Origin of the sequence: Prevotella sp. P3-122 (assembly GCF_002251365.1) — a bacterium.
Taxonomy (GTDB): Bacteria; Bacteroidota; Bacteroidia; order Bacteroidales; family Bacteroidaceae; genus Prevotella.
The window spans coordinates 1-963 of sequence record NZ_NPJH01000039.1; the positions used below are offsets into that span (position 1 = coordinate 1).

2 protein-coding genes are annotated in these 963 nt (G+C 30.8%); both read left to right on the forward strand.

Features of this window, described 5'->3' with window-relative positions; translation table 11 throughout:
* The coding region (locus tag CIL02_RS16530) for a hypothetical protein (RefSeq protein WP_206073475.1) at nt 1-352 on the forward strand (352 nt) is incomplete at its 5' end.
* Nucleotides 349-963: glycosyltransferase family 2 protein (locus CIL02_RS07495; RefSeq protein WP_141210163.1), on the forward strand; the 615-nt coding region annotated here is incomplete at its 3' end. The genes CIL02_RS16530 and CIL02_RS07495, both read left to right, overlap by 4 nt.

Genomic DNA, 963 nt, shown 5'->3' on the forward strand with positions numbered 1-963 from the left:
AATATTATTGGTTGTTTCTTTTACTTTTGTTCTTTCTGTGCTCATGTTCTTTGACTGTTGGACGAAAATTCCCAAAGCTTATGCCATAATAATGCCTTTTGTGTTTTTCAATCTGATGAATTATTGTTCTTTAAATATTTCTATGAAAGAAATTGGGGGGACATTGTCTAAATATTCTGAGATTATATATTATTCTCATTATCCTATAACATTGATTGCTGCAATAGCATTGGTTTCTAAGATTTTGCCAAACTATTCTTTGGTCAATTATTTTATTATACCATTGCTGGCTGTTATGTTTAGTGTAGGAATGAAGGTGGTGTTTGACAAAATAAAAAAACAGCTTTTATGATTTCAATAATTGTGCCAGTTTATAATGCTCAAAAATATATAAAGCGATGTGTTGAGAGCATTGTGAATCAATCATATCAGAAATGGGAACTTATTCTGATAGATGATGGAAGTAAAGATGAAAGTAGCTTAATTTGTGATGAACTTAAACAGACTGATTCTAGAATACATGTCGTTCATACCGTAAATCAAGGTGCTAGTGCTGCCAGAAATCGAGGTTTGGACGAAGCCGCAGGAGATTACATTACTTTTGTTGATGCTGATGATTGGGTGGAACCAAATCACTTGGAAGTTCTTGTTAATCAAATTGATTCAGACGTTGATTTATGTATTAATAGCTTTATTGCAGATTTGTATTATGGATCAAGGCCTTATCAATATAAAGAGGTGAAAACTCAAGATAATATAGAAAGCATAAATGCATTTTTTACTATTTTGCTTCAACATTCTCAATTCTTATGGAATAAACTCTTTAAGAGCAATATTATAAAAGACAATCATATCAGATTTAATACTAGTATCAGTTTGGGTGAGGATAACATCTTTATCTTAGAATATCTGAATTATATTAGAGGATTAAGTGCGTCTTCTGTATGTACTTATCACTATGAT